The following is an 18,578-nucleotide window of genomic DNA, read 5'->3' as shown; positions in this document are numbered from 1 at the left end:
ACCGTATCAGCTGACAACAGCTTCTGTTGTCGTACCCTGGTGGGCATGCCGAGATGGGAATCCGACGCACAGGGTCGGCTCGAGCGCGCGGCGCTCGAGCTGTTCGAGACGCAGGGGTTCGAGCGCACCTCGGTCGCGCAGATCGCGGGCGCCGCCGGTCTGAAGGAGCGCTCCTTCTACCGATACTTCCCCGACAAGCGGGAAGTCCTCTTCGCCGGTAACGAGCTCGAGGCCCACCTCGTCGCCCAGTTCGAGGCGACCGACCCGGGCCTCACGCCGATCGAGGCGCTGCTGACCGCGCTGAGAAACGCCGAGGAGATCTTTCGCCCGCGTGAGTTCCTGCTGCGCCGCGTCAGAGTGATCGCCGCCAACCCGGCACTGGCCGAGCGCGATCTGATCAAGCTCGCCGACATCGCCGAAGCGCTGGCGCGGGCGCTCGAGCGCCGTGGCGTCGAGCCCGACAAGGCACGCTTCATCATCGACGTGGTGCTGGCGATCCACCGGCGCGCCACGTCCCGCTGGCTGACCGACCCGGACGCAACCCTCTCCCAGCTCATCACCCAGGCCGCCGACGAGCTGCGCGAGGTGGTCACGCCGCCGGCTCCGACGGCCCGCTGAGTCGGCCCAGGAGTCCCGAAGCTGTCCGCAACGGACACGAAGGTATCCCGTCCCTGGTCGGCCGACAGGGCCTGACCGAAGTGGCCCCTTCCCGCCTCACGGACCCTGCAACAAGGTCGTGACCAGCGGTAACGCGCTACTTTGCACGTGGCCGTAGCTTCGGGAGTCCGACCCCACACTCGCGGCTGCGTTGCGTCCGGTCGAGTGGCGTAACAGTTGCACGGTGTTCGATGGAGCCGCGGGGCCGCCTCAGTGATCGCCCGGACCGGCTCCGAAGCGTGGCGACGCACTCGTCCGGCGTCTCGACCTCCGTGGGGGCGTTGCGGTCGTCGGTGAGTTCGACCGCGATCCACTCGCTCACGGTGTCGCGTTCGGTCCACCACCGGCGCACGGTCTCGAGTGTCCGGTGCGCGTCGCCGTCCCAGGCGCAGCCGCCGCCCGGTTCGTCCGCGGCGATCGCCACCAGCGCGGGCATCTCGCGCGGGTTGACCGGTTGGCGGTAGACGAACGCGTGCGCGTCGTCGTCGGAGAGGACGTGTTCGGGGAGGTAGAAGGGTCCGTCGAGGCCGGTGTCGGTGGCTCCGGCGTAGAAGGGGCCGGGCACGTTGAGCGGGTCGTGGTCCTCCCGGCGACCGACGGCCATCTCGCTGGTGAGCTCCCACGCGGTGGGCACCGGGTCCCAGTACGCGAGTTGCTCCCGGCGACCTGCGACGGGATATGCCGCGAGTTGCTCCCGCATCCGGGCGGCGCACCGGGCAACGTCGCCCGGGATTGCTCGGGGAACTCTGCCGCCCCGGAGGAGTAGCGCCGCCGGCATCGAAACGCTGTCCTCATGTCGCAGGACGAGTCGATGGGTGCCGGGCCCGTCGGAGTCGGCCGGGCCGCTCGTGGGGCCGGGATCCAGCGCCATCGGACTTCTCCTCGAAGTGAACGCCCGTGCGGCGAGAGCGTGTTCGGCCGGCTCGCCCGGCCGGCTGTGCCGCACGGGTTCCGCGACCGTCTTCACGATGATCCCGCGTCCGTCGGACAGGAGCAGGCCCCGGGCCGACGACGGTCGGCGCCGCGGGTCGTCGCCGGCCATCCGCGACGCCACCTGCTCTCCACCGCTCCGCGACCGACCGGCGTGGACCGCTTCAGCGAAGCCGGCCGGTCGGCCGGGACAGGGCGGCGTTGTCCGGTTCCTTGTGATCTGACAGCCGCGCGAGCCTGCCCTGGACGGACCCATGCGACGTCGGTGGGATGAGGTTGCGACTGCGCCGTACGCAGGGGCCGGGTCGTCTACCCGGCTTGGCTATTTCCGGTCGACGTCATGCGGGTCGGGTCGGTACGCGCGAAGGAACGTGTCGACCGCGGCGGCGGCGATTTTGTGGGTTTCGGCGGCCGTCACCTTGCGGCTGCCCAGGTGGGAACGGGCTTCCATGGGAGCGGTGAGGAGCGCGAGGAACTGTTCGGCTGCCTGTGCGGGTTCGCACGGGCGTAGACGTCCCGACAAACACAGTCGGGCCAGTCTGTCGGCGAGGGACTCGGCGATTCGGATCGAGGTGCGCCGGTGGACGGCCTCGACAAGGTCGGGGAAGTGGACCACTTGTGCGTGGGTCAGGCGCCGCAGCGCGGTGGAGCGTTCGTCGCAGCAGAGCACAAGCAGTCGGTACGCGATGTCCTCCATTGCCGCCGTGAGGTCCTCGCCGGGTGCGCGCAGGTCGTCGACGACGGCGAGGCAGTCGGTCTGTACCGCGTCCGCGGTGGCCTCGACGGTGTGCCGGAACAGGTCTTCCTTGTCGGCGAAGTGGTTGTACATCGTCGGTTTGGCGACGCCGGCTTCGGCGGCGACCTCCCGTACGCCCGCCTGTTCGTAGCCGTGCCGCGCGAACACCGCGAAGGCGGCGTCGAGGATCGCTCGCCGCTTGTCGATGCGCCCGCGTGGCGCGAACCGTTCCCTTGGAGGCGCTGCTTCCGTCACGTGCGCAGCATACTGCGGGTCAATGAATCTGAACCCAGCGGTTCACTTTTCTGGCCTACTTGTGTCAGAGTACTCACCAACCTACTTATCTGAACCAGCGGGTTCATTGAAGGGAGTGGCCGTGATAGCCGGCCTGCAGCGCTTCGCGTTCAAGGACGAAACGACCGAGGAGGAGCGAGTCGAGGTGCTCGCCGCCTTCAGGCGGACCGCGAGCGTCGAGTCGGTGGTGTTTTCCACGGTCGGCCGCGATCTGGGAGACCCCGCCGAGGGCTTCACCCACGCGTACTTCTGCGGCATCGCGGACCTGGCGGCATTGGAACGCTACATGCACGACCCCGTGCACTTGGCGGGCGACTTCGTGATCCTTCCCCGGCTGGCGCGGCTGATCGCGGTGCGCTTCTCCGACGACTCCTCACCCGATCCGACCGACGCCATCGCGGCGATCTATCAGGCGAAGGTGCGGAAATATCCGGAATGGGAAGAGTTGCTGAACGCGATTCCGGACGTGAAGGTGGCGGCGGAGTCAACGCGTTGAGATCTGCGGATTCCGCGAGTCCGTGCCGGTCGCGGATCTCGATAAGGCGGGCCCGGAGCGGCGACGGCGGCGACGGCGGCGGGCGTAACAGACCCGGATCCTGGTGTGACGAGCCGTTGATTCGCTGAGGATCACTCGGAATGTTGAGGGCTTCGGCCCCGGCCGGTTCGGGTCGGGGTCGGACCTCTTGCCATGCGGGGCGAATGGGTGGAGGAGACGGCCGGTCCGGACCGCGTCGTCTACGCATTTCCGGGATCGTCCCCGCGGCCCCTGGTGGGGTCGGCCCCCCCGATCGCCGAAACCGACTCCGCGACGAGGCGACGGGCCTTTCGGTGGATTGTCCGAAGGAGTGGATTGTCCGAAGGCGGTGAGTGAACCGTTCCCGGCTCGCCGTTGTCGTCCGGCGGTCATACTGTCGAAGGCGTCCACGAGGAGGGTTTCTGATGCGCAGCGTGACCTATTCGATGAACGTTTCGCTCGACGGCTATATCGTCGGGCCGGACGGCAACTTCGACTGGACGGGGCCCGATCCGGAGGTCTTTCGCTTCTGGATCGAGGAGATTCGACAGGTTGGCGTCCATCTGTTGGGACGACGGCTGTACGAGACGATGCTGTACTGGGAGACCGCCGACCAGGATTCCTCGCTCGACGAGGCCGAGTTGGAGTGGGTCGCACTCTGGAATCCGCTCCCGAAAGTGGTGTTCTCCACCACGCTGTCGGCGGTGCGGGGCAATGCGCGCCTGGCCTCCGGCGGTCTGGCGGAGGAGATCGAGCGGTTGCGAGCCGAACCGGGGGAGGGCGACATCGCGATCGGGGGCGCGACTCTCGCCGCCGAGGCGGCCGCGCTGGGTCTGATCGACGAGTACCAGGCCGTGGTCTACCCGGTGCTGGTCGGCGGTGGCATTCCGTTCTTTCCCCACGGTGAGCGCCGGGTGGATCTCGAACTCGTCGAGACCCGCACCTTCGCCTCGAGATTCGTCTACCTCCGTCACCGCGTGGCACGTTAGCCGGTTCGTCCGCCGAGTCCGGTGAAGCCTCGGACGAGATCGGCGGCTGCGGCAAGGTCGGGGCAACCGTCGAGGACGCGGTCGGCGCGGTCGCCGCTGCCCAACGCTTCGGGGTGGCGGCCGACCCGCGGCCGTGGCCTGGTCGACGCCACCGGGCGACCGTCACCGACTTGACGGCCGTGATCACCGGATCTGACCACAAGCGGAGTAGGGCAACGGTTAACGTTCGAGGCCGCGATGGGGCTCGGACGGTGGGTGGCGGCCGCGCGCGAGGATGCTGCTGTGCCGGATGCGATCGACGCGCCGGATGCAGCCCTGGGCCGACCACGCATACGGGCGCGACCTCGCGGAACTGCCGGCTACGATCGGCCTCCGACGACATGGGGGTGGACATGGCGCTCACGCCACCGACCGACGACCGGATCACCAGGCTCCTCGCCGAACTGCCCGGCCGGCAGCGGGTCGGCGATGCGATCGAGCGGACCTACCCGCAGGCGTACCACGAGACCCTGCATCTGGCGATGTACGTGGGCGCGAAGGCCCGGGAGATCAGGGCGGGCGACCGCCACCGACACCACACCGCCCACCGCGCCGACCAGCGCAGCCACCACGTACCACCTCGCAGATCGCGGACGTCCCCCGACTTGGGCATGCGAGTCCGCTGATGCCCGCGCCCGTCGGCAACTCGGGCGCGGGGCTTCACTCGAACCATCGGGCGCCCCGATCTGGCAGCCGGTCTTCCAGCGCACGCGCCGATAGCTTCTCGAGGCTCACAAGCCCTGGCGTCGACCCCGAACGACCCGGCCAACCTTGTGGTTTCGGATGAGGTTGCGGAAGATCGAGCATGTCCTGGTATCACCGAGGTCCGAGGACCGACACAGGGCGGAATCACGCGCTTTCACGGTTCGTCCTCGATGATCGCCGGGGGTCCGGGGCGTACTTTGGTTGGGTCTCGCAGGTACACGGTCCGTCCGTGCGGCGTCCTCAGACGCACCCCGCTGCGGCGCGAGCCGCCTCCCAAGTCGGTGTAGCCCAACGCCAGATACCACTTTTGCGGGACCGGATGGATGCTGTTGTCAGCCACGTAGGTGGATTCGATCGCCTGCCCCCGCCGTTTGAGGACAAGGATGTTCTGCGGCACGTCGACCGTGAACCAGAAGGGAAACGGCGGAAGTTCCCCTGCGAGCGGGCCGAAGGTCGTGTCCTCGACCAGACCCAGGTACACCGCCAACCGACGAGGCTGTCGCGACCGGTACGTCGACGGTCTCGGAACAGGGACCGAGCCCGTCGTTCGCGCGGGCGAACCGCGGCGAATCACCGCAGCCCTGGAGCCTCACGCCGTGACCACGGAACGTCATGGCTCGAACCGGGGAACTTGGTGCCGAGCGGGTGCGCGAACGGCCCCTGCGCGCACCATCGCACGGGCTTCCGGCGGCTGACGTGGTCCGCGGGATCCTCGGGCCGAGCGTGGGTCTTTGGAGCGGCTCCGGTTCCGCCGGGTCGACGACGCCGGAGCGGCGGGTGCGGTGAGCCGGCCCGCGGGCGGCCCGAGGCACCGATGTCGACGTCGGTACGACGCGATAGAGATGTCGTCATGACATCCAGGCAGGTGGATCCTCCGAGCGCGTGCCTCTCCTCCGCGTTGTGGGGCCTGATCTCCGACGAGGACCTGAGCTATCCGGAGGTGTTGGCGGGCCTGGAACGGATCGGCGGCTATCTCGCCGGTACCTGGGACCCCCCGGACGGATCGCACGGGCCGGCCATCGTCGGCGACGGATCCTGGCCGGCGTTGATCGGCCGGATCGGGGCGGTCGCGCTGCGGGCGGCGGCTGCCTCGACGCGGCCCGAGCACCGCGAGGCGCTGCTCGGGCTCCTCGACGTGTGGGCGGGCACGCCGTTGGCCGACCCGACGGCCCGGCTGCGTACGGGTGGTGCGCACGCCGCGACCGGGGCGGTGCGAGGCGAGGCGGGCGCCACCATCGCGACCGGGTGGCCGCACGGCGACCACTGCGTCGTGCTCCAGATGCGCACCGGGGACGCCGATCCGCCCGAGTTCGGTGAGCCGAACCACTGGGTCGAGTTGCCACGGGGCTGGGGTGACCCGGAGCAACTGCGTCGCCTCGTCGCGCTGGTACGCGAACGAGGGCCTATGGCTTGGGATCCCCAGGCGGCGCGACGGTTGAGCGAGCAGACCGGCGTGTCCCGGGCCGGGGCGGCACTGCTGCTGATCGGCGACGCGGGCGGGATGAGCACCACAGCGCCGCTCGATCGTGAGCAGCGGCGGATGCTCGGGCTCGGGCCTGCCGAAACAGGCGCCGGATACGACGAGTTGGCCTGGCTGACCGGCTACGACCGGCTGGACCTGTTCGGGCACGTATTGCCCGAGGATCCGGCCGAGTTGTGGGAGCCGGCAGGCCCGGCCGCGCTCGCCGATCGGATCGGCGCCGCCTGGCGGGCTCGGTACGGCCGCTCGGTCCCGGCCCCGGAGACGAGCCTGGCCGTGGTGGCCGAACTCGCCCCCGTCGATTGGCACACCTCGGCCGCAAATGTCTGCTCCGCCTTCCTGGCCCCGGAGACACACCCCCTGACCAGCCGGGACCACGGTACGTGGCTGACGGACCGTTCCGGGGGAGTGCTCTGCATCGGCGAGGACGAAAACTTCCTCCGGTTCGAGAGGTTTCCGGTTTCGATGGCCGGGACGCTGCCCGTTGTCTACGCCGAGCTGCCCGCCGGGGACCCGGTCCGCGCCGGGCTGCCGGCGACGGTGGGCGCGTTGCGCGCGCGGCTCGACCATCCCGGACTGCTGTTGGAGGCCGGTGACCTCCCGTACCTCCATCAGGACGTCGACCGGCTGATCGGCCTGTTCGGCAAACGGCCCTATGCGGGCCCGCGCCCGCTTACCGCGGCGAGTTTCGACGACGGATTGACCGTCGTCACCATCGAAGAACCCACCGAGCGCTCCCCGCGCACCGTCGCGCGCGTGTACTTCCGTCCCGCCCACTACGGGGACGACGAACGTTCGGCGTTGCTGCGTGAGGTCGTCCCCAAACCCTCGGCCGTCCGCGACGCCGTGGACGTGCTCCGCGGCGACTGGTGCACACGCGTGCTGGATCGGGTCGCCGGCGACACGCTGCCGGCGGGCGGGTACGAGAGCAATCCCGCGCTCAGCGCCCCCGAGACCGTTACGCGGGTCGAGCGGGTGCTCGGAGTGACCGCCGATGCCGCCGCGCTGTACCTGCAACTGCTCGTGTTGGCACGGCCGTCCGATCGCCGGGTCCGTCTGTGGAACGGCTGGAACACCCCCCGCCACCGGCAGGCCGCGGCCGCGCTCGTGACGGCCGGTGTGGTGGTCACGGACAAGCGGGCGCACGCCGGTCGCGAGCTGTTTCTTCGAGGTGCCTGGGCCGGGGCCCGCAAGCCGCTGTGGCCGATCGAGACATGGAAGGCGAACCTGCTCGGCATACCCTTGCTCGGCGACAAACTGGTCTGGGGGGACCCGACTTGGCGGCTGACCCTGCCGGAACTGTTCGCCCACGCCTGGGACCTGGTCGAACGCGGGCAGGGACCCGGCTGAGTGCCCGGCACCCGGGAACGCATGCTCGGTCGCATTCGATTCTCACTCGGTCTCAAGCGTTCGCAGCGGGTCCGCGGTGAGGTGAACCGGCTCTGCGAGAGCTGTCTCGTACGCGGGGCGGGCGAAGACGTACAAGCCCATGGCGAGTTCTCCCCACTTCTTGCGGAAGGGCTGCCGGAAGGAGGACCACGTGATCGTCTCCGGGGTGGTGGTGATGATCGTCAGGAGGGGCCGGCAGGACCAGTGGCCGCAGGAGCAGCCCAGGAGGGGAGTGGTGCCGGTGACGGGATCGGCGAATTCCGGGGCTGGGGCGCCGAGGAAATGGCGTACGGGGTCGCCGACCTCGGACAGGTGAAGGTCGTCGTGCTGGGCGCGCAGGAAGCGTTGTTCCTCGGCCGGGCCCCTGTCTTCGCGCTCCCGGCGCCAGAGGTCGCGGGTGGCATCGGCGGCGTACACGCGCAGATCCGTGCCGTCGATGCGGAGTTGGCGGAAGGCACTCGTGCGCGCCGCCGATCCGGGAAAACCACTTGATCGGGCGCCGGATCGGTGTGGCAGGCTTGCCCGGTGATCGTCGATTTGGCTCCTGGCTTTCTGAGTTGGGATGAGGTGGACCCCGCGCGTCACGGGTTCGACGGCTCGTCGGCAGCGCAGGTGGTGCGCTCACTCGGGCCGGCCCGGTGTGTGCCTCACCGCCCGGATGTCCCCTTCGCCGACCCGGCGATGAGCGCCTGGAGCCACGGCGAGGCCAAGTTGTGGGCCGACGCCATGTCGCACGCCCTTGTCCGGCAGTACGGCCGTTGGTCCGTGGGCTGGCGCTGGGCGCACGACGAAGGGGACTTCGATGGCGGGCCGGTCGGGAACTGGTGTTGCCCGCGGGATTCGATCACCGCTCCGGAGGAGACGCTCGTTCGTGTCGTCGCCGCGCTGTGCGAGTGGCGTGGATGGCTGGAGAGCCTCGCCGGGTGGTTCGAGGCGTATCCGTTGAACTTGGCCGACGTCGAGGAGCAGCGGATCCTGTGGGAGCGCGCCGCTCGAAACCTGATCCTGCAGGTGAGCGACCGCACCGGTTGCGGCAGCGGCTGGCACAGGCACTGCCACCAGGTGCTCACCTGGTTTCTCAGCCGCTGGGGCGTCGCACCCGGTGTCGCACGGGATCTGGTCGACCAGGCGATCGGCGGGCGGTTCCTGAGCTGGACCGGCCCCGACACGGTGCTGGTCGAGGACGTCGCGGAGCGGCTCGCGCACTCCTTGCGGCCGGACGAGGGCACGCGCAACGCCGAGTCGGCGCCGGACCACCTGGAGCGCTGGCTCGCGGTGCGCGAGGCCGTGCCCTGGCAGGAGGCCTCGGGCAGTGGCGCGGACGGACCGGTGACCCCATCCCGCGACGGGGCGGCGGAGGACATCCGCGCCTTCGACGGCGCCGTGGACCCCGGCCGCGCCAAGGGCCTGCTCGGCGCTCTGGAGCTGATGCGGGCGGACGCGGGGCGCGGCGCCCCGCTCGACTTCGAACTGCTCCGCGGCTGGCAGCAGCACGTCCTGGACACACCGCGGCCGCCGCTGTTCCGCAGCTCGCCCGCCTTCGCCAAGGGAGGCCGGGAGCGCTACGGCATCGGCCCGAACACCCGCGCCCGTTTCGATGCCTGCCTGGCCGAGAGCGCAACGCACGGCGGTCCGTCCCTGCCTCTTACCGCCCGTGCCGCCCGCGCCTACCTCGACGTGTGCTTCTTCCACCCGTTCGACGATGGCAACGCCCGATCCGCCTTCCTCGCCCTGCTCTTCGTCCTCGCCCGCGAGCGCATCGCACTCGACAACGTCGACCTCCTCCGCCGGATCACCTTCCAGGCCGGGAACCCCCAGGACCCGCTGATCCTCGCCCGGTACATCGACGCCCACCTCACCGAGACCCGGCGCCGCGCCACCGACCCCACACCGAGCTGAGCAGCCCGGGTGGCGAGCGCCGCCGGCTCGGGCGCTCGGTCACAACATCGTTGTTGTGAGCGCTTCATGACCCCTGGCCGAGAGGTCGAGGCGGAAGGCGAGCGTGGTGTGCCGGAGCCGGCCGCCGGCCGGCCGCCTCGCTGACGCGGAGCGGATACCGACGTTGACCGACTTGAGGCGCCTGTCAGACGGCGATCGCCCGCAGCGCTCCGACGTCATCCGAAACGTACACGACGCGGTCCTTGACGCAGATTCGCGCCGATCCTCCCCTGGCCTCCGGGACGACCCACTTCACGTGGCCGGCGGCGGCGTCCAGTGCGGTCAGACCTTTCGTGGAGGCGACGTACACGACCCGGCCGTCGACCGCAGGCGTCGTGAGCGGCCCGGTCAGTTCACGCAACCAGCGTTTTGCCCCCGACGCACCGGCCAGCGCGGTGACGAAGCCGTCGGCGCTCGACGTGAACAACGTACCGTCGGCGGCCACCACGGCGCCGAGGTTGTCGAATCGCCCGGCAACCGTCGCGCTCCACTGCAAGGCGCCGGTCCGGGGGTCCGCCGCATCGATGCGACCCGCGGCGGGCATCCAGCAGACGGAGTTGCCCAGGGACGTGACAGTCCCGTGGAACGGACGCGAGGCCCCGCCGGAGCTCTGCGGCTCCGTTCGCCACATCTCCCGGTGCTTCGCCAGGTCGATGGCGATCAACCCACCGCCGTTGGTGACCAGGTACGCGACATCCCCTGACGCGGTGGGCGGGGCGGACAGTCTCGTTGCCAGTGGGAGGCCCCACTGGATGTCGCCGGTGGTCGGCTCGACGGTCCAGAAAAAGGCGCCCTCCGCGGGAACGGTCATGTTCCAGGAGCACAGCAACCCCCCGTCGAAGCCGAAGCCGGGGGACTGGCTCGGGCTCGTCGCGATCTGCCAGCGGATCCGCCCCGTTTCCTGTTCCACGGCGGTCCTGCGGGGGTTGGCGTCGACGACGTGCACGAGGCCCTTGGCGACGACGGGCACCATGTGGGGGACGGGGACCTCCTCCAACGCGGGATCGAAGGTGGGGACGCGCCAGAGTTCTCGTCCGGTACGGGCGTCGAGGGCGGCGAGTTCCTTCCCCGCGACACTGACGAAGACCCGGCCGCCGGATACGACCGGGGTGCCGAGTGCCCGGCCGGGCGAGCCGACGTCGCGGGACCAGAGCACGGGGGGACCTGCCGGTGTGCTCGGCTTCGAGTTGTGGCGTTGTCGGAGGAACGCCGCAGTCGGGAGCCCGACCGCCAGCGCACCGACACCGAGGTAGAGCGACCTTCGGCGACTCGGGCCGGCCGGTCGGCCGCCCGAATCCGTAGGGGACGAAGGGTTCGCCGCGGCCTCCGGATCCCGTGGGCGCGGAGCTTCGTGCGGCTGCCGAGTCGAGGTCGGCGCCGCGGCATGGCCGTAGTACATCCCGGGCTTCGGAGGACTGGGGATGCGCGGGTACCCGTGCGGTGTCGGCGGGACGGAATCGCATGCGACGCCGGAAAGCGGCGCGGGCGCCGCGGATATCGGGGGGTCGCCGGGAGTAAGCCCGAGCCAGGGATTCGCGACCCGCGCCGAATCTCCGAGGTCGGGATCTCCGCTGCCGCCCCCCGCGGCCTGCGCGGCCCAGTCCGAGCCGAGCACGTCCGTGGCCACGCGCACCACTTGGTGGAGAACATCGGCGGGCAACCAGGCCGCCTCTCGGCTCGGATCACTGGTGTCGACCATGTTGTCCAGCTCCGCCACGAGTTCCCTCGGCAGCGGCCGGTCCTGCGGGCGCTTGGTCAGACATGCCTGGACGAAGCTTCGGAACTCCTCCGGTACGCCATCGAGATCGGGCTCATGGAGCGTGATGTTCGCAAGCAGAAGCGGCAACGGTCCCTCACCGAAGGGCAGTTTGGCAGTCGACGCGTAGGCGAGGACGATCCCGCACGAGAACACGTCGCTGGCCGGACCGACTTCGGCCGTCTCGAACTGCTCCGGCGACATGAAGGCGATGGAGCCGAGTGTTTGCGACGCGCGGGTGAGCGAGGTCGCGCCGGCCAAGTGGGCGATGCCGAAGTCGATCACCCGCGGCCCGTCCGCCGTCAACAAGACGTTGGACGGCTTCACATCGCGGTGGACGAGGCCGGCGGCGTGGATGTGCTCGAGCGCAACCGCGAGCCCACGCGCCAAATGGCGCACGGTTCGCACCGGCAGCGGGCCGTGTGCGGCGACGGCGTCGGCGAGTGTGACGCCCGGCATGTAGGCGGTTGCCAGCCACGGTGTGGCCGCGTTCGGATCGGCGTCCACCAACCGCGCGGTGAAGACGCCGGTGACGGCTCGCGCGGCGGCGATCTCGCGGGCGAATCGACGGCGGAAACCGTCGCCGTCCTCCAGTAGATCGGAACGCACCGTCTTGACCGCGACTGTCCGGCCGCCGGGATCGCGCCCCAGATACACCCGGCCCATGCCGCCGGCGCCCAGCCGACCAACAAGGTTGAAAGGCCCCAGTCGGCGCGGGTCGTCGTGGTGCAAGGGCTCCATGGTTCTCCTGTACCGCGCTCGATTTCCCACACCCTGCCAGTCACTGTGGCCATGGTCAAAAGGGCAGCCAAAAAGCGCGACACGCCCGCGCATCAGGTCCTGTCGGGCAGTCGTGCCGAGATGTGATTCCGGGGGTGCGGGCCGCATCCCGGCCGTGCGCGCCACGATTGTCCTGGTCCGCGACGACGATTCGGCGGCGTCCGCGCGCGGCGGGTGGCTTCCCGAGCGGGCCGACGAGCGGGCGTCACCGGGTGGAGTGCGGGTGCCCGCAGCGGAACAGCGGTTCGCGGGTGTCGAAGGGCACGTCCTCGCGGGAATCCTCGACGGCCCGCATCGACGAGGGCAGGTCGAACGGCAGGGTCCCCGGGGTGGAGCTCCTGCCGAAGACGGCATCCAGTACCAGGTCGTCGTCGGCGCCGAAGTCGGCGAGGAGGGCGGTGGCGCAGTGGGCGAGTTCGGTGAGGATCGCGGCACGGTCGAGGAAGACGTCGATGGCCGTGGGTACGGTCGCGCACAGCTTGCCCAGCCGATCGAGTTCGTCGGCGGGGAAGTCGAGGGATCCGGCGTGGAAGTGGCGTTCCAGGAGGCCTTCGCGGGCTTCGTAGGGGGCGTCGACCCGGATGACGGCCAGGTCCGCGTCCTCGGGTCGCTCCACCACCGTGCCGTAGCGGGCGGCGACTTCGGGGTCGATGTTCTCCACGTACAGCCGGGGGCGCGGACTCGTGGTGAAGGGTTCGCCGCTGAGCCGGACCAAGGCGTGCTGCTGTACGCGGCGGCCGAGTTCGATGTGCGTGGGGTGTCCGATCACCTGTTCGGCGGCCTCGGGGTCGACGTACGGGTCGTCGAACAGGCCGAGTCGGAACTTGTCCCGCAGGATCCGCCGGGCCGACTCGTCGATGCGGCTCTCGTCGACGGCGCCGGAGCGTACCGCGTCGACGATCAGGTCGGAGCGGGTCTCCCCGCCGAACTGGTCGACGCCGGCGTGCAGCATCAGTACCGCCTGCTCGGCGAGGGAGAGGTGTTCGACGCCCCAGTTGCGGGGCGGCAGTGCGACGATGCCGGGGATCTCCATGCCGGTGAGCACGTTGAAGTCGCTGCACACCACGCCGTCGAAGCCGTAGCGTTCGCGCAGCAGGCCGGTGAGGATGTCGCGGTTGAACGAGGCGCCGACCTCGGCGAGCGCGGTGCCGACCGGGATCGAGTAGCACGTCATGACCTGGGCGGTGCCGACCTCGAACGCGGCCTCGAAGGGCTTGAGGTGGTAGTCGAGGTTGCCGCCGGGGTAGACGGTGCGGGCGCCGTAGGCGAAGTGCGGGTCCTCGCCGTTCTCCTGGGGTCCGCCGCCGGGGAAGTGCTTGGTCATGCAGGCGACGCTGTCCCTCCCCAGCCGCTTGCCCTGGAAACCCCGGATGTAGGCGGCCAGGATGCGTCCGGCGCGGCCGGCGTCCTCGCCGAACGTGCCGCTGGTGCGCGGCTTGCGGGGTTCGGTGGCCAGGTCGGCCATCGGGTGGATCGCGACGCGGACGCCGACGGCGCGCAGTTCGGCGGCCATCGCCGCGGCGTACTCCTCGACGAGTGCGGGGTCGTCGGTGGCGGCGAGGCCGATCGGTTCGGGGCCGCGGCTGAAGGCGCCGCCGGTGAACGCGGTGGCCGGGTTCGCGGTGAAGCCGTGCCGGGGGTCGGAGGCGAGGGTGACCGGGATGCCGAGGCGGGTGGTCGCGGCGAGGTCCTGTACGTGGTTGTTCCACCGGGCCATCTCGACCGGTACGGGCATGGCGGTGAGTCCGAAGGTGTTGATGCCGCGTTCGGCGATCAACTCGGCTCCGGAGGGCATCCGGGTGCCGTCGCCGGGGATCATCCGGCCGCAGCACATCAGCCCGGCCTTCTCCGCCAAGGTCATCCGGCCCAGCAGGTCGGCGACGCGTTCGTCGGTCGGGAGGCGGGGGTCCTCGTAGGGCTCCATGGTCCCGTTGTGGTTGAGGTCGCGGAAGCGGGTGCCGTCGTGGTGGCGCAGGGTCTGGGGCATGGCGGGTCAGTCCTGGTGCTGGATGGCGGGGGCGGGCGTGGGGTGTTCGTCGTCGGGGCGGAGAGGGGCGGCAGCGGGTGGTGGCAGGCGACGGTGCGTTGTTCGCCGACGGTGCGCATGGGGGGTTCCGCGTCCGCGCACAGCCGGGTCGCGTAGGGGCAGCGGGTGCGGAACCGGCAGCCGGACGGCGGGTCCAGCGGGGACGGCGGGTCGACGGCGAGCAGGTGTCCGTCGCCGAGTGGGCGTCCGGGTTCGGGCACCGCGGCCAGCAGTGCGGCGGTGTACGGGTGTGCCGGGGCGGCCAGGATATCCTCGGTGGGGCCCTGCTCGCAGACGCGCCCGAGGTAGAGCACCGCGACGTCGTCGCTGACCGCGCGGACCACGCCCAGGTCGTGGGAGATGAACAACCCGGCGAGTCCGAGGGTTTCGGTGAGTCGGCGCAGCAGGTTGAGCACGGTGGCCTGCGCGGAGACGTCGAGCGCGGAGACGGCTTCGTCGGCGATCAGCACGTGCGGTTCGGCGGCGAGGGCGCGGGCGATGGCGACGCGCTGGGCCTGGCCGCCGGACAGTTGTGCGGGGAGGCGCTCGGCGAAGGTGTCGGGGGACAGCCCGACGGCGTCCAGGAGTTCGCGTACGCGGGCGTCGCGGTCGACGTCGCGGGCGGTGTCGGGGTGTGCGTCGAGGGGTTCGGCGACGATGTCGCGTACCTTGCGGTGCGGGTCGGGGACGTCGACGGCGGCGAGCAGTTCGGCGGCGGTGCGGTACCGGTCGCGGCGTCGGATGCGCTGCCGGCCGGTGAGTGCCTCGGTGACCTGGTCGGCGATGCGTACGACGGGGTTGAGCGAGGTCATCGGGTCCTGGTGGACCATGGCGATCTCGGTGCCCGGGAGCGTGGCGCGGCGGCGGGTGTCGAGGTGGAGGATGTCGTCGCCGTGCAGGCGCACGTGGCCGGTGCTGGTGGTGCGGGTGCCGCGGCCGTGGATGCCCAGGATGGTGCGGCTGAGGACGGACTTTCCCGATCCGCTCTCGCCGACCACGCCCGGACATTCCCCGGCGTCGATGCGCAGGTGTAGGTCGTGCAGGACGTGCAGGGGGTTGCCGTGGGCGGGGTGGATCACCGTGTCGAGGGATTCGACCCGCAGGACGGGTGTCGTGGTCGAGGCGGTGGTGCCGGGCGCTGTGGTGGTCATCGGGGGGGCTCCTTCGGGGAGCCGAGACGTAGGTTCTCGCCGAGGTGGTTCAGGGCGAGGACGGTCAGGCACAGCACGGCGGCGGGGAGCAGCGAGATCCAGGGTGCGCTGCCCAGGGTGATGCGTCCTTGCGCGATGATGCCGCCCCACGAGGGTGCGGGTGGGCGCAGGCCGAAGCCCAGGAAGCTGAGCATGGCCACCGTGGTCGCGGTGAACGCGAACGACAGGGCCACCGGGGCGATGTTCGGCAGGATCTCGCGTCGCAGGACGCGTGTGGGGGCGGTGCCGATCATCCGGGCGGCCTGGACGAATCCGCGTTCCTTGAGGGTCAGGGCGCCGGCGCGGGTGACGCGGGTGAAGGAGGGCACGGTGAACAGGCCGATGAGTCCGCCGATGACGAGCAGGCCGGGGCCGCGCAGGGTGACCACGATCATCACCAGGATGAGCGCGGGGACGGACATCAGCAGGTCGGTGGCGAAGCCGATGACGCGGTCGGTCCAACCGCCGAACCAGCCGGAGGCGATGCCCAGCGCCCCGCCGACGACGAGCCCGACCGCAACGGTCAGTCCGGCGACGGCGAAGGACGCGCGGGCTCCGGCGGCGGTGCGCACGAGCACGTCCCGGCCGGTGCTGTCGGTGCCGAACCAGTGTCCCGGACCCGGGCGCGCGGAGGGGTTGGCGAAATCGGCGCGCAACGGGTCGCAGCCGGGCAACATCGGCACCACGATCGCCGCGATCACCACGACGGCGAGCCAGCTCGTGGCGAGGACGGCTCCCGGGGAGGCGAGTCCGGTGGTGTGTAGGGGATTTCGGATGCGGAGCCTGGGGCGGTCGGCGGTGGTGGGGTCAGCGGTGGTCATGGGCGATCCTGGGGTCGATCCGGCGGTAGAGCAGGTCGACCGCGAGGGTGGCCACCACGACGCCGACGGCGGTGACGATGACGATCGCCTGGATGACCGGGAAGTCGCGGCCGTTGATGGCGGTGGCGGCCAGGCTGCCCATGCCCGGGACCGCGAACAGGGGTTCCACCAGCACCGATCCGCCCAGGGCCATGCCGAAGCCGATGCCGATCAGGGTGACCAGGGGCAGCGAGGAGGGGCGCAGCGCGCGGCGCAGCAGCAGGCGCGCGGTGCCCAGGCCGCGGCCGCGGGCGGCGTTGATGTAGGTCTGGTCGAGGGTGTCCATCAGTTGGCCGCGCAGGGTGCGGGTGAATATGGCGGCCTCGGTCAGGCCCATGGTCAGAGCGGGGAGCACCAGGTGGCGCAGGTTGCCGGCCGGGTCGTCGGTGAGGGACGTCCAACCGGTGGCGGGCAGGACGCGCCATTGCACGGCGGCGAGGTAGATCAGCACCAGGCCCAGCACGAACCCGGGGATCGCGAGCCAGACGAACGCCATGGCGGTGGCGATGCGGTCGAAGAGGCCGCCGGGTCGCCAGGCGGACCACAGGGCGACGGGCACGGCGAGGCGAGGGCGACCAGTTGGGCGGCGGCGAACAGTTCGAGGGTGACCGGGACGCGGTCGGTCAGTTCGGTGGTGACCGGGACGCCGTTGGCGAGCGAGGTGCCCAGGTCGCCGTGCAGGGCGTCGATGATCCAGTGCCAGGTGGCGGTCAGGACGTTCTCGTCCAGGCCGATCTCGGCGTTGAAGGCCGCTATCTGCTCGGGCGTCGCGCTCGTGCCCAGGGCCGCGAGCGCGGGGGATCCCTGCATCAGGTGGGGCAGCGCCGCAGCCGCGATGGTCACCAGCACGACCACCCCCGCGGCGCGCAGCAGTCGGAGCAGGATGTGCTTGGTCATCGGGTGATCCACAGCGAGGCCGGCGAGATGTTGACGACGCTCTGCCCGGTCGGGTCGGGCAGTCCGCCGACCTTCCCGGCGGCGATGTGGCCGACGCGGTTCTCGGTGAAGAACAGGGCGGGTACCCGGTCGATGATCACGCGCCCCGCGTCGGCGTAGGCGGCTGCCCGGCGTGCGGGATCCAGGGATCCGCGGCCGGTGGCCAGGGCCGCGTCCAGGGCCGGGTCGCCGAAGCTGCCGAAGTTGGTGGGCGCGCCGGTGCCGAAGAACATGGCGAGCGACGTGCTGGGGTCGCCGAGTGCGCTGGTGGTGAAGTCCGCGACCTGGAACTGGCGTTGGTAGAGGGTGGTGAGGTAGGTCGGGATGTCCATCGGCTTCGACCGCTACGTGAACGGGACCCAGGAGGAACCGGCCACCACGGCGGCCCGCCGCCGCGAACTCCGCCGCCGCTTCGCCGACATCCGCTCCGTGCACGACTTCGCGATCCTGCGGATCGACGCGCTCGCCCAGGATGCCGTCGGCATCGCCGCCGCCCGCCTGGGCGTCGACCCCGACCGGGACCTGCGCCCCGCCGCCCTCGGCGCGCTCCTCGCGGGCCTGGCCCGCCGCGTGGTGGTCGACGGCGTCAGCGACGAACCGGTGGCCTGGGTGGCGGCCATGCGCGAAGTCCTGGCCACGCCCGAGCCCCGGGATCCGGCGACCCGTCGCGGTGCGGTGCGGGGCCGGAGGACAGTTGGGCCGGCTGCCGCGCTCTACCCGGGCAAGTGCCGTGGCTGCGGCTACCGGTACCGCGTCAGCCGGTCGGCCCACGGATGCGGTCCGTAGGTTCGCGTGATGGCGTGGACGAGCCAGTGCCGCTGGTGGTCGGTGAGCGTGGGCAGGGCTGCGTCGAGGTCCGCCTCGTCCTTGGGCCGCGGCTCCTCGGCCTTGTAGAAGAGTTGCACCTCCGGTGCGAGGTAGGGGATGCCGTCGGCGGAGATCAGGCCGAGCGTGTCGATCGGACGACGTACTCGCGGATCACGGCGTGACACCCACTCCCGGTCGTCGGCTTCGTCGAGCATGACCTGGATGCGCCAGGGTTCGCCCGGTGCCGGCCGGCACCAGATGTCGTGAACGCTCTCGGGAAGAGCCTCGCCGGATGCCCACGGGCGCAGATTCCCCGGTGGATCGGCGGCCCACCACTTCCAGTCCGGTAGGGCCGGTTGCACGGCGAGCTGGTCGCGCCGCAGCAGCAGGACGTCGACGTCGCCGTGACCTCGGACGCGGTGGCCCACCGCGAGTTCGATGGCGAACCCACCCGCCACCCACCAGGGGACCTTCAGGTCGCGGAACCGGTCGGCGACCTCGGCAGGGGACGCGGGATCCCAGCTGTGCAAGGGGGTGTGCTCGTGGGTCATG

Annotated in this window: 19 protein-coding genes; 7 read left to right on the top strand and 12 right to left on the bottom strand. The window is 70.9% G+C overall.

Annotated elements, in window-relative coordinates; translation table 11 throughout:
* Positions 1-45: 45 nt before the first annotated feature.
* Positions 46-618, top strand: a complete 573-nt coding sequence (locus OG948_RS39365; RefSeq protein WP_406300884.1) for a TetR/AcrR family transcriptional regulator — start codon at positions 46-48, stop codon at positions 616-618.
* Positions 619-754: 136 nt separating this feature from the next.
* Here the strand turns inward: OG948_RS39365 and OG948_RS39360 are convergent, their stop codons facing one another.
* Both OG948_RS39360 and OG948_RS39355 read right to left on the bottom strand, forming a co-directional pair.
* A complete protein-coding gene (locus OG948_RS39360; protein WP_331769775.1) occupies positions 755-1,528 on the bottom strand; it encodes a hypothetical protein in 774 nt (257 codons plus the stop codon).
* A 381-nt stretch (positions 1,529-1,909) separates the two neighbouring features.
* The gene (locus tag OG948_RS39355; protein ID WP_331769774.1) at positions 1,910-2,578 is read right to left on the bottom strand and encodes a TetR/AcrR family transcriptional regulator; all 669 of its coding nucleotides are present in this window, start codon (positions 2,576-2,578) and stop codon (positions 1,910-1,912) included.
* A 121-nt stretch (positions 2,579-2,699) separates the two neighbouring features.
* Here OG948_RS39355 and OG948_RS39350 point away from each other — a divergent pair, with 121 nt between their 5' ends.
* The 3 genes from OG948_RS39350 (at position 2,700) to OG948_RS39340 (ending at position 4,785) form a co-directional block, all read left to right on the top strand.
* Positions 2,700-3,113 (top strand): Dabb family protein, encoded by a 414-nt coding sequence (locus tag OG948_RS39350; RefSeq protein WP_331769773.1) that lies wholly within the window; start codon positions 2,700-2,702, stop codon positions 3,111-3,113.
* A 443-nt stretch (positions 3,114-3,556) separates the two neighbouring features.
* Positions 3,557-4,120: a dihydrofolate reductase family protein gene (locus tag OG948_RS39345; RefSeq protein ID WP_331769772.1), complete on the top strand. Its 564-nt coding sequence runs from the start codon at positions 3,557-3,559 to the stop codon at positions 4,118-4,120.
* Between the two features lie 392 nt (positions 4,121-4,512).
* Positions 4,513-4,785: a hypothetical protein gene (locus OG948_RS39340; RefSeq protein ID WP_331769771.1), complete on the top strand. Its 273-nt coding sequence runs from the start codon at positions 4,513-4,515 to the stop codon at positions 4,783-4,785.
* A 233-nt stretch (positions 4,786-5,018) separates the two neighbouring features.
* Here OG948_RS39340 and OG948_RS39335 read toward each other — a convergent pair whose 3' ends face one another.
* Positions 5,019-5,351, bottom strand: coding sequence for a hypothetical protein (locus tag OG948_RS39335; protein WP_406300547.1), 333 nt, complete (start codon positions 5,349-5,351; stop codon positions 5,019-5,021).
* Between the two features lie 363 nt (positions 5,352-5,714).
* Here OG948_RS39335 and OG948_RS39330 point away from each other — a divergent pair, with 363 nt between their 5' ends.
* A complete protein-coding gene (locus OG948_RS39330; RefSeq protein ID WP_331769769.1) occupies positions 5,715-7,694 on the top strand; it encodes a hypothetical protein in 1,980 nt (659 codons plus the stop codon).
* 42 nt (positions 7,695-7,736) lie between these two features.
* Here the strand turns inward: OG948_RS39330 and OG948_RS39325 are convergent, their stop codons facing one another.
* Positions 7,737-8,150, bottom strand: a complete 414-nt coding sequence (locus OG948_RS39325; RefSeq protein ID WP_331769768.1) for a hypothetical protein — start codon at positions 8,148-8,150, stop codon at positions 7,737-7,739.
* Between the two features lie 150 nt (positions 8,151-8,300).
* Between OG948_RS39325 and OG948_RS39320 the strand changes: the two genes are divergently transcribed.
* The gene (locus OG948_RS39320; RefSeq protein ID WP_406300883.1) at positions 8,301-9,632 is read left to right on the top strand and encodes a Fic family protein; all 1,332 of its coding nucleotides are present in this window, start codon (positions 8,301-8,303) and stop codon (positions 9,630-9,632) included.
* A gap of 184 nt (positions 9,633-9,816) precedes the next feature.
* Here OG948_RS39320 and OG948_RS39315 read toward each other — a convergent pair whose 3' ends face one another.
* From OG948_RS39315 to OG948_RS39285, 7 genes are all read right to left on the bottom strand, one after another.
* On the bottom strand, positions 9,817-12,168 hold the full coding sequence (locus OG948_RS39315) for a protein kinase domain-containing protein (RefSeq protein WP_331769766.1): 2,352 nt from the start codon (positions 12,166-12,168) through the stop codon (positions 9,817-9,819).
* A 244-nt stretch (positions 12,169-12,412) separates the two neighbouring features.
* Positions 12,413-14,131, bottom strand: coding sequence for a glycoside hydrolase family 3 N-terminal domain-containing protein (locus tag OG948_RS39310; protein ID WP_331773445.1), 1,719 nt, complete (start codon positions 14,129-14,131; stop codon positions 12,413-12,415).
* Positions 14,065-15,384, bottom strand: coding sequence for an ABC transporter ATP-binding protein (locus OG948_RS39305; RefSeq protein WP_331769765.1), 1,320 nt, complete (start codon positions 15,382-15,384; stop codon positions 14,065-14,067). Before OG948_RS39305 ends, OG948_RS39310 begins: the two co-directional genes overlap by 67 nt.
* Positions 15,381-16,244 (bottom strand): ABC transporter permease, encoded by an 864-nt coding sequence (locus tag OG948_RS39300; protein ID WP_331769764.1) that lies wholly within the window; start codon positions 16,242-16,244, stop codon positions 15,381-15,383. Before OG948_RS39300 ends, OG948_RS39305 begins: the two co-directional genes overlap by 4 nt.
* On the bottom strand, positions 16,231-16,842 hold the full coding sequence (locus OG948_RS39295) for an ABC transporter permease (protein WP_331769763.1): 612 nt from the start codon (positions 16,840-16,842) through the stop codon (positions 16,231-16,233). The genes OG948_RS39300 and OG948_RS39295 overlap by 14 nt, the downstream gene beginning before the upstream one ends.
* Positions 16,728-17,180 carry an ABC transporter permease gene (locus tag OG948_RS39290; RefSeq protein ID WP_331769762.1) on the bottom strand — a complete coding sequence of 151 codons (453 nt, stop codon included), beginning with the start codon at positions 17,178-17,180 and terminating at the stop codon, positions 16,728-16,730. Before OG948_RS39290 ends, OG948_RS39295 begins: the two co-directional genes overlap by 115 nt.
* Entirely contained in the window at positions 17,177-17,551 is a 375-nt protein-coding gene (locus OG948_RS39285) for a hypothetical protein (protein WP_331769761.1), read from the bottom strand. Before OG948_RS39285 ends, OG948_RS39290 begins: the two co-directional genes overlap by 4 nt.
* Between OG948_RS39285 and OG948_RS39280 the strand changes: the two genes are divergently transcribed.
* Positions 17,544-18,005 (top strand): hypothetical protein, encoded by a 462-nt coding sequence (locus tag OG948_RS39280; protein WP_331769760.1) that lies wholly within the window; start codon positions 17,544-17,546, stop codon positions 18,003-18,005. The genes OG948_RS39285 and OG948_RS39280 overlap by 8 nt on opposite strands.
* Here OG948_RS39280 and OG948_RS39275 read toward each other — a convergent pair.
* Positions 17,960-18,577: a nucleotidyltransferase domain-containing protein gene (locus OG948_RS39275; RefSeq protein ID WP_331769759.1), complete on the bottom strand. Its 618-nt coding sequence runs from the start codon at positions 18,575-18,577 to the stop codon at positions 17,960-17,962. The two genes, OG948_RS39280 and OG948_RS39275, sit on opposite strands and share 46 nt — an antisense overlap.
* Between the last annotated feature and the right edge of the window lies 1 nt (position 18,578).

Source organism: Embleya sp. NBC_00888 (assembly GCF_045207655.1).
In the GTDB taxonomy this organism is placed as follows: domain Bacteria; phylum Actinomycetota; class Actinomycetes; order Streptomycetales; family Streptomycetaceae; genus Embleya.
The sequence above is the reverse complement of the archived record's forward strand: the minus strand, read 5'-3'. Positions and strand labels throughout refer to the sequence as shown.